Annotated in this window: 9 protein-coding genes and 1 pseudogene; 7 read left to right on the top strand and 3 right to left on the bottom strand. The window is 48.6% G+C overall.

Translation table 11 applies throughout. The features are described 5' to 3' along the window. Positions 1-285 precede the first annotated feature (285 nt). The 3 genes and pseudogenes from hcp (at position 286) to JRI46_11465 (ending at position 2,101) form a co-directional block, all read left to right on the top strand. Positions 286-1,575 (top strand): hydroxylamine reductase, encoded by a 1,290-nt coding sequence (hcp, locus tag JRI46_11475; protein ID MBW2040186.1) that lies wholly within the window; start codon positions 286-288, stop codon positions 1,573-1,575. Between the two features lie 16 nt (positions 1,576-1,591). Further along, a pseudogene (locus JRI46_11470) lies at positions 1,592-1,672 on the top strand (desulfoferrodoxin). Between the two features lie 54 nt (positions 1,673-1,726). Then, positions 1,727-2,101 carry a desulfoferrodoxin gene (locus JRI46_11465; GenBank protein MBW2040185.1) on the top strand — a complete coding sequence of 125 codons (375 nt, stop codon included), beginning with the start codon at positions 1,727-1,729 and terminating at the stop codon, positions 2,099-2,101. Between the two features lie 145 nt (positions 2,102-2,246). On the opposite strand, the gene JRI46_11460 is transcribed toward JRI46_11465, so the two are convergent. The 3 genes from JRI46_11460 to JRI46_11450 form a co-directional block, all read right to left on the bottom strand. Further along, positions 2,247-3,494, bottom strand: coding sequence for a cytochrome C (locus JRI46_11460; protein ID MBW2040184.1), 1,248 nt, complete (start codon positions 3,492-3,494; stop codon positions 2,247-2,249). A 213-nt stretch (positions 3,495-3,707) separates the two neighbouring features. Then, positions 3,708-3,902, bottom strand: coding sequence for a ferredoxin (locus JRI46_11455; GenBank protein MBW2040183.1), 195 nt, complete (start codon positions 3,900-3,902; stop codon positions 3,708-3,710). A 226-nt stretch (positions 3,903-4,128) separates the two neighbouring features. Continuing rightward, positions 4,129-4,857 (bottom strand): HD domain-containing protein, encoded by a 729-nt coding sequence (locus JRI46_11450; GenBank protein ID MBW2040182.1) that lies wholly within the window; start codon positions 4,855-4,857, stop codon positions 4,129-4,131. 112 nt (positions 4,858-4,969) lie between these two features. Between JRI46_11450 and JRI46_11445 the strand changes: the two genes are divergently transcribed. The 4 genes from JRI46_11445 to JRI46_11430 all read left to right on the top strand — a co-directional run. Continuing rightward, on the top strand, positions 4,970-5,683 hold the full coding sequence (locus tag JRI46_11445; protein ID MBW2040181.1) for a Crp/Fnr family transcriptional regulator: 714 nt from the start codon (positions 4,970-4,972) through the stop codon (positions 5,681-5,683). 47 nt (positions 5,684-5,730) lie between these two features. Beyond that, entirely contained in the window at positions 5,731-6,849 is a 1,119-nt protein-coding gene (locus tag JRI46_11440) for a site-2 protease family protein (protein MBW2040180.1), read from the top strand. 44 nt (positions 6,850-6,893) lie between these two features. After that, positions 6,894-7,922 carry an arsenic efflux protein gene (locus JRI46_11435; GenBank protein MBW2040179.1) on the top strand — a complete coding sequence of 343 codons (1,029 nt, stop codon included), beginning with the start codon at positions 6,894-6,896 and terminating at the stop codon, positions 7,920-7,922. A 190-nt stretch (positions 7,923-8,112) separates the two neighbouring features. Beyond that, the coding region (locus tag JRI46_11430) for an ABC transporter ATP-binding protein (GenBank protein MBW2040178.1) at positions 8,113-8,795 on the top strand (683 nt) is incomplete at its 3' end.

The following is an 8,795-nucleotide window of genomic DNA, read 5'->3' as shown; positions in this document are numbered from 1 at the left end:
TTATATAAAATCAAGAAAAAAGATGTATTTATCTCAAAAAGTTACACTATGTACTTTAACAGTTTTTCTGCCCGCAAGGTATTGATTTTATTGGATCGAGGGTGCTAAAATATTACCTTTCGTGTCAAACTTGGGATATATACTGATAAAAAATCTGGAAAAAAAGGAAAAAGCGCGATCAGAAATCGTAAAAGAGTTAGTTGAAAAATTTGGAGAAAAAACCCCTGATGTGAGAACATTCTATAAAAAGGAGGAATAGAAATGGCTGAGAAAGAAAGATTGGATATGTTTTGCTACCAATGTTCTCAGACTGCAAGAGGGACAGGTTGCACTGTAAAAGGTGTGTGTGGGAAGGAACCCACGGTCGCCCGTTTGCAAGACAACCTGTTAATTGCTACGAAAGGGATGGCAGCCTATCTCTACCATGCGAGGGAGCTGGGATATACTGATACCGAGATAGATGCATTTTTGGAGCGAGTCTTTTACTCTACCTTCACCAACGTCAACTTTGACGTCGAAGATCTCATTAGGCTGGCCATTGAGGGCGGCGAGATGAATGTGAGGACAATGAGGCTTCTCAAAAAGGCCCACATTGAAACTTATGGAGAGCCGGAGCCCACTGAGGTACAAACTGGGACGGCCAAGGGGCGTAGTATCATTGCCACCGGACACGGCCTGAAAGCACTTGAAGAATTGCTCAAACAAACAGAAGGAACTGGGATAAATGTCTATACCCATTCAGAACTTTTGCCCGCACATGGATATCCGGGTCTAAAAAAGTACAAGCATCTGGTTGGTAATCTGGGGATATCGTGGAGAGATCAGAGAAATTTATTTTCTAGGTATCCAGTGGCAATCCTTGGAACCTCAAATTGCGTCCTAATACCCAGGGAGGAGTATAGAGACAGAATGTTTACCACCGGACCTGCGCGCCTACCTGGTGGGCAACATATTGCTGGATACGACTACATTCCAGTGATAAAGAAAGCGAAATCGTTGCCGGAACTCGAGGAGAAGCCTGGCGATGTTGTACTTCCTACAGGGTTTTCCAAATCCGTAGTTCTGTCCCTAAGAGACAAGATCAAGCAACTGGTGGAAGCAGGTAAAATCCGCCGCTTCTTCCTTGTTGGGGGCTGTGATTCACCGCTCAAGAAAATGGGGTATTATACTGAGTTTGTACGAGGATTGCCACAAGATACAGTTGTCTTAACTCTTGGCTGTGGTAAGTTCAGGATCAACGACCTGGATCTTGGTGAAGTTGAAGGTATCCCAAGACTGATTGATCTGGGACAATGCAACGACTCGATTGTTGCCATTGACATAGCCACTGCTCTTGCAGAGGTATTTGACGTAGGAATCAATGAACTTCCCTTGACAATAGTCTTGAGCTGGATGGAGCAAAAAGCTGTTGCTATCCTTTGGAGTCTGTTTGCACTTGGGATCAAGGGTATATATCTGGGTCCCATCGTCCCTGCCTGGGTGAATGACGACATTCTGAAGGTTTTAAAGGAAGAATATGATTTAAGACTTATCGGGAACCCGGAAGAAGATATAAAGCAGATATTAAAACAATAAAAGGAGGTAAAAGGTAAATGTAGAAGGGTTCAAGGCCTTCTGCGCGCTTGCCTACTGCAATATCCACGGTGTGTGGGAGAACTGTATAGAAGTTTAATGAAAAAGGAGCTCGACGATTAAGAATCAAAATCCTTGATAGGAGGTGTATGAGATGACAAAGAGATTACAGGTTTACAAATGTGAAATCTGCGGGAACATCGTGGAGGTTCTCCATGAGGGCAAAGGGGAGCTAGTGTGCTGCGGGCAGCCCATGAAGCTCTTTAAGGAAAATACTGTGGACGCCGCCCTGGAGAAGCATGTGCCGCTGGTGGAAAAGACTCCAAGCAGCGTTAAGGTGAAGGTAGGAAGCGTTGCCCACCCCATGGAGGAAAAGCACTACATCGAATGGATCGAGGTGATCGCCGATGGAAAGGCCTACCGCCAGTTCCTGAAGCCAGGGGAGGCACCAGAAGCCATATTCGACATCACAGCAGAGAAGATCGAAGTCCGTGAGTACTGCAACCTGCACGGATTGTGGAAGGCTTAAGTAAAACAATCACAAAAACGGGTGAAGTGGGTCACTCGGATTGAGTTGTCGTACAAACCTTACAGAGGCTATCGTGAAAGACGGGGATACGATAACGAGGCGGACGTGAAAAAGTAGCCCCAGCATCCTCAAGTTATCGGAAGGCCTATTTTTTAGTTTCGGTCCTCATCTTTTCTGCCAGTTCCCTTATCTCTACCAAATCCTTTTTCATCTTGGCAAATCCATACCAGGTGGAATAGTCATAATTAATATGGAAGGCCCCCTGGAAGGTCTTCATCCGATGATCCATAAACATCTCATAGAGGATTTCTTCTATTTTGGTATTCACATCATAGAATGTCAAAAGATCCGGATAGGGGGGATAATCAGGCCGCTTCTTGATGATTCCATCTTTATAGAGGCCAGCTACGGTTTCAATCGCCTCGGCAAAGAGCTTGTCGGCTTCTTTTACCATAAGGTCGGCATTTTTCATATTCTCGTTGACAAAGTTGGGGGTATGACACTGCTTACAGACATCAGTAAAGCGCTTCCTTTCAACCTGGAATTTATCCTTGATCAATCGTGCTACCTTTCCGGCTTTGACCACATCCAGGCGGGGAGTGGGCTTTCCCTCTGGATCCAAGACACCCAATCCCTTGAGTATAGTGACACGATAGCCCATCCATTCGGCGTCATCCTCCGGGAGTCGAACGGCAAGGAACCCCCATGCTGAAAACACCCGGTGATCCCCATTGGGCATATGGCAGGTTTGACATTTAGGCGCTCGGTCCCTATTTTTTGGATCAATGGCCCGGTTCATCAAATAGATAACCCCGTGTTTGGCACCGGACCACATCTCCCACTGGGCATGGTCAAAGCCCATGTGGCAGGTCATACAGGCCTCCGGCTCAGAGGCCTCGGCCTTAGAGAAGGCATGGCGAGTATGGCAGTTCTGGCAGTCCATCCCGTAACGGTAGTATCTTCGACCCTTGCTCTCCCTCGCTTTTTCGTTCGTCAAGCCTAAGGTGTGGCAACCCCCGCACCCCTTTTGGCCCTCGATAAAGGCCTTTGGTTGCATGTGGGTATAGGGCATGGCTTGAAGGGCGATTAACCCCAAGGCATGTTTCCCTGAAAGGTATTGTTCAGCCTGTTCAGGATGGCATTCCTGGCAGGTCTTAATGGTAGGTAGTTGCGCCTTTTTCACGTCATTGGCACTTTTATGTGCGCTGCCGTGACATGCCGTACAGGTCATGGTCTCGGCCATCTTGCCCCGATTGAAGTCCTTTACCAATTTTGGGGATATCTTTGCATGACACTTTTCACACTTTGATGGCTTTGCCAGCGCAATATGTGTCCCCAAAAATATCCAGGCTACAAGGCATAGAGCACATATCCATAAAGTCTTTTTGGCCATGTCTGCCCTCCTTTCAAAACTGATAAGTTCGTAGTTACCACCGCCAGGGTGATATGACAAATATGAAAAGGAGGACCGTAATCTTAATAAATCCCATTTTCATTATCGTCGATCCTTTGTAAGTTACCGTATCTTGTCTATGACAATGCTGATATCCTAATAATAACTGGCGATCTCAGGAGGTATGCACATGGCAGGGAGGATATTGTAAAATCACTCCTCCCAATGGATACATTCAACCGGGCATGCCTCTATTGCCTCTTCGATAAGGTCTTCAGGGCCTTCTTCCGGCTCAATGACCTCTGCCTTCTCCGTTTCTTCATTGAGCTTAAAGACTTCTGGGCATATCTCTTCGCAAGTACCACACCCAATACATTCCTCCTCATCTATGGAAACCCTACGACCCATTGAAACCTCCTTTTTTAAATCTTTCGAAACAGAAAACCCCTAAAGCGTCCAAAATATACAAACTGTCATCTTCAAAGTCAACGATAAACTTTTCAGTTCAGGCCACCAATCTCTCCCTTTCCAGGACCTCACCCCTGGTGCCGATTACCACCTGATCCATGGGAATCTCTTTGCTTGCCAACTCCATCCCCTTTTTGATGATCACTGCTAGGGCTATTTAATGGTGCTATTTGAGAAATACGCTCCTGGCAAGCTCACTGCCACTTTTGGTGAGAAAGGCCCTATCGATTAGGGCGGTCAGGCTCTCTCTGTCTCTGGGCGCTTCCTTCTGTTTCTCCTCCAAATTGACGATGAGGTCGGCATCATAGACCACCTTGAAGTTGGTGCTCTCTTCTACCCTGGGATGATGGTGGTGGCCGATGATGTCACACACCTCCTCTATCAACTCTCCCTTTGCCCCAAGCTTCTTCAGAATATCACGGGCAATCGGTGGGCCTTCCTCTTCCTGATACCGGGCCGCTGTGCTCTGGTGCTTTCGCTCTGCCTCCTTGATCCCGATATCGTGGAGGTATGCGGCTGATAAGATGACGGCCAGATTGGCACCTTCCTCCTTCCCGATCTGTTCAGCGTATCTGGCAACCTGAATGGCGTGGTTAATCCGTTTGAAATCCCGTTTAAAATAGCGCTTCATCTCGATGGCCACCCGATCCTTAAAAAGGTCTTCCCTCTGGGCCAGAAGTTCAGGGGGAAGATTCCCTAGGCACTGCTCGGCATATAGACAATAAGTGGCACAGCCGAAATCCATCTTTGGGTTTACGATCTTATGCCCGCAATTTGGGCACTTGCGGGTAGGATCAATCTTGAAGAACTCTACCTCGTACCCACACTTAGGACACTCGACATCAAAGATATCATCTGGTCCCCAATAACGGGTGTCCTGCCCCGGACATCTCATTGGCTTCCTCCTTTGAGAAATGATGATGGTTTATTACTATCGGACTTCGCTGAAATATGCTTTGACTTAGGTCAAGGGATAATGTTATTTTTTATCACTCGGGGAAATTGCCATGGATCTGATTGAGCATATTGCTGCCATTCCCCCTTTTGAAGGTCTCCCCCGTGAACAGCATGAGGATCTGGCCAGGATAGTGGTAGATCGCTCCTATAAGCGGGGCCAGATCATCTTTTCCGAGGGGGATGTGGGAGCAGGCTTTTATGTGGTCATCTCGGGCAGGGTGAAGATCTTCAAGCTTTCCCCCGATGGCAAGGAACAGATCCTCCATATCTTCGGCCCGGGGGAACCCTTTGGTGAGGTATCGGTATTCGCAGGCCAACGATTTCCGGCCCATGCCGAGGCCCTAGAGCAGAGTCGGGTCTTCTTTTTTCCTCGAGACGCCTTTGTTGAACTCATCAAGAAGGATTCTTCCCTGGCCTTGAACATGCTGGCAGTTTTGTCCCGGCGTTTGCGCAGGTTCACCCTTCTGATCGAGGATCTCTCTCTCAAAGAGGTGCCAGGGAGGCTCGCTGCTTACCTCCTTTACTTGAGCGAACAGAGAGACAGATCCAAAGACCTGGAGTTGGATATCCCCAAGGGCCAACTGGCGAGCCTTTTGGGAACCATCCCCGAGACCCTCTCGCGCATCCTCGCCAAGATGATCCGGCAAGGTTTGATCCAATCGGACGGCCCCCGTATCAGGATACTGGACCGCCAGGGCCTGGAAGAACTGGCTATGGCGGAAAGACGCCTGAACCCAAAATCCAGAAGGCTAACAAAAACCTAGCGTGAAATTGATAGGGGGCCAAGACAAGATAGGAGGAAGGGAAGGGAATGCGTACCTCATGGCGTATCTTTGAGATATTTGGCATCGAGATCAGGATTGACTCAAGCTGGATCATTATCTTTGGTCTGATCACCTGGGCCCTGGCTGGACATTACTTCCCCAGCCAGTATCCCCGCTGGCCCCACTGGCAGTATTGGTTAGTAGGAATAGCCACCAGTCTGTTGCTGTTTGCCTCGGTCCTGGCCCATGAACTGACCCACTCTCTCGTTGCCCGCAGCAAGGGGGAAGAGGTGCGCAGCATCACCCTCTTTATCTTCGGAGGGGTGGCCGAGATCGCAGAGGAACCGAAGACACCAGCGAAGGAATTCATCATCGCCCTAGTAGGGCCCATCTCTAGCCTGATCATTGCCATTATCTTTTTCGGCCTATGGTATGGGATACGGGGGATAAATGAACCCATCGCCGCCCTAGCCCAATATTTATCTATAATCAACCTTTTCCTTGCGCTTTTCAACATGGTTCCTGGTTTCCCCCTAGATGGAGGCAGGGTCCTGCGGGCCATTGTGTGGAAGGTGACAGGAGATGTCAAGCGAGCCACCCGGATCGCCTCCGTCATCGGTCAAGGCATCGCCTTTCTCCTCATCTTCTTTGGCGTCTGGCAGATCCTGATGGGATTTTTCCTTAACGGCCTCTGGATAGCCCTTATCGGCTGGTTTATCCATAGTGCAGCAGTTCGGGGATATAGGCAGGTCCTCCTGAAAGAGATGCTCAAGGATGTCAGGGCAAAAGACCTGATGGACACCAAATTTGAGACGATAGATGGTTCAATCTCTGTGCAGGAGTTGATGGAGGATTACATCCTCAAAAAGAAAGAAAGGGCCTTTTTGGTAACAGAGGCAGGGAAGCTGACGGGAATCATCTGCCTGGAGGATGTCAAGGCCGTCCCCTCCGAAAAGAGGGTGTACACCACAGTCAGCAAGGTCATGACCCCTCGGGATAAATTAGCAGCCGTTTCTCCGGATGATGATGGTAATCAAGTCCTCACCAGGTTGGTCAGCGGTAAGATCCACCAAGTCCCGGTAATAGAGGGGGGGGAGATCAAAGGGGTCGTCTGCCGTACTGACATCCTGGACTTTCTACACCTGCGCTCCGAACTAGGGGTATGATGTTTAATCCTTAGGGCTAGAGGGAAAATATAAAGGGATAAGCTATGGACATCATCATCTCCAACTTAAAACATGGCTTGATGATCAGTGTGTTCGTCTTTGTGATGATGACCCTGGCGGATTACCTCAATGTGTTGAGCCAGGGGAAGATGAACAGGGCGATAAGAGGGGGGTTATTCAGACAATATATCGCCACCTCCTTCCTCGGAGCAACCCCTGGGTGTCTGGGGGCCTTTATGAACGTCTCCTTTTATGTCCACGGCCTGATCACCTTTGGGGCAATAGTGGGCGGCATGATCGCCACCTCTGGCGATGAGGCCTTTGTCATGCTGACCTTATTCCCTGACAAGGCAATCCTCCTCTTCGGTATCCTGTTCATCCTGGGGATCATCTTTGCCTGGTTTATCGACAAATTGGTGCCTGTGCTAAAGATAACCCCTTGTGAGGAATGCCAAACTCCTGTCCTTCATCTGGAAGATGAAAGCTGGCGTATCAGCCTCAGAGGGGTAATAGCCAATCTAAAAAAGATGTCTTTGGCCCGATTCCTCCTCCTCTTTCTCCTCGGTATATTTATCTATGGCTTTGCCTCGGGGGTCATCGGCCCTTCTGCTTGGGACTGGAAGCGGGTCACCTTTGTCGCTTTGCTTTCTTTGGGCGAATTCATAGTCTTCACCACCCCTGAGCACTATTTACATGAGCATATCTGGGGCCACATCGCCAAGAGGCACCTATGGAGGGTGTTTCTCTGGAGCTTTGGCGCCTTGGTGGCCGTAGATGTGGGTCTGAAGTTCTGGGATCTCGAGACCTTTGTCCAGGCCCATATGTCCTGGGTCTTATTGGTGGCGTCCTTGGTGGCCATAATCCCTGAATCAGGCCCCCATCTTATCTTTGTCATGATGTTTGCCAAGGGCCTGATCCCTTTTTCCGTGCTGCTGGCCTGCTCCATCGTTCAGGATGGACACGGGATGCTCCCGCTACTTGCCTATACGGTCAAGGACTCTATCTTGATCAAGGCCTTCAACTTCTTTATCGGTTTGGGGATCGGATTTACCCTTTATTCTCTGGGTACTTAGAAAAGGATCTCTGGCGACAAGGATTTATATGGTAAGATACTTCACTTGAATTTGAAGTGACGAAGTTATAAGATTTGCAAAACTCCTCTAGATGTTGGACGTAACTCCATTCTATATCATGGGGGAATTTTTAGATAATAGGTGGACGGAGGCAGAAAAGACTGAAGGTCTTAAAAGGGGGGTAAGAAGAATGAAAAGTGAATTCCTGTTGGAGGTTAAGGATCTCCATGTAGCAGTAGGAAAAAAGGAAATCCTCAAAGGGGTAAATCTCCAGATGAAAGAGGGGCAAGTCCACGCCATTTTTGGACCTAACGGTTCAGGCAAGACTACTTTGGTAAACGCCATGATGGGATTTGCAGGTTACGATGTCAGGGGAAAGATCATCTTTCGCGGGAGAGACATTACCCATCTTTCTGTAAACGAACGGGCGAAGATGGGAATTGGCATGTCCTTCCAGCGCCCTCCAGCTATACGAGGGGTAAAGCTCAGGAGACTGATTGAGGCCAGCGCCAAAAGAAACGGAAGACTCCTGGATGAGTACGCAGCAAAGCTGAACCTTGTGGATTTTCTTGAGCGGGAGGTAAATGTCGGTTTTTCCGGCGGGGAGATCAAGAGGGCAGAACTTTTACAACTGATCCTGCAAGACCCGGATATGATCTTTTTAGACGAGCCCGAGTCGGGTGTGGACTTGGAGAACATCGTGCTCATTGGAGAGTATACCAACCATCTGTTAGGGAGAAAGAAAGACCCGAATCGGAAAAAGACCATGAAGGAACTCCACCGTGAAAGAAAGAAGGCGGGTCTTATTATCACCCACACCGGCCATATCCTTGACTACGTGGATGTGGATATGGGTTATGTCCTTATACAGGG

The organism is Deltaproteobacteria bacterium (assembly GCA_019308925.1).
GTDB lineage: Bacteria > Desulfobacterota > B13-G15 > B13-G15 > RBG-16-54-18 > JAFDHG01.
This window is presented reverse-complemented; position numbering and strand designations above follow the sequence as displayed.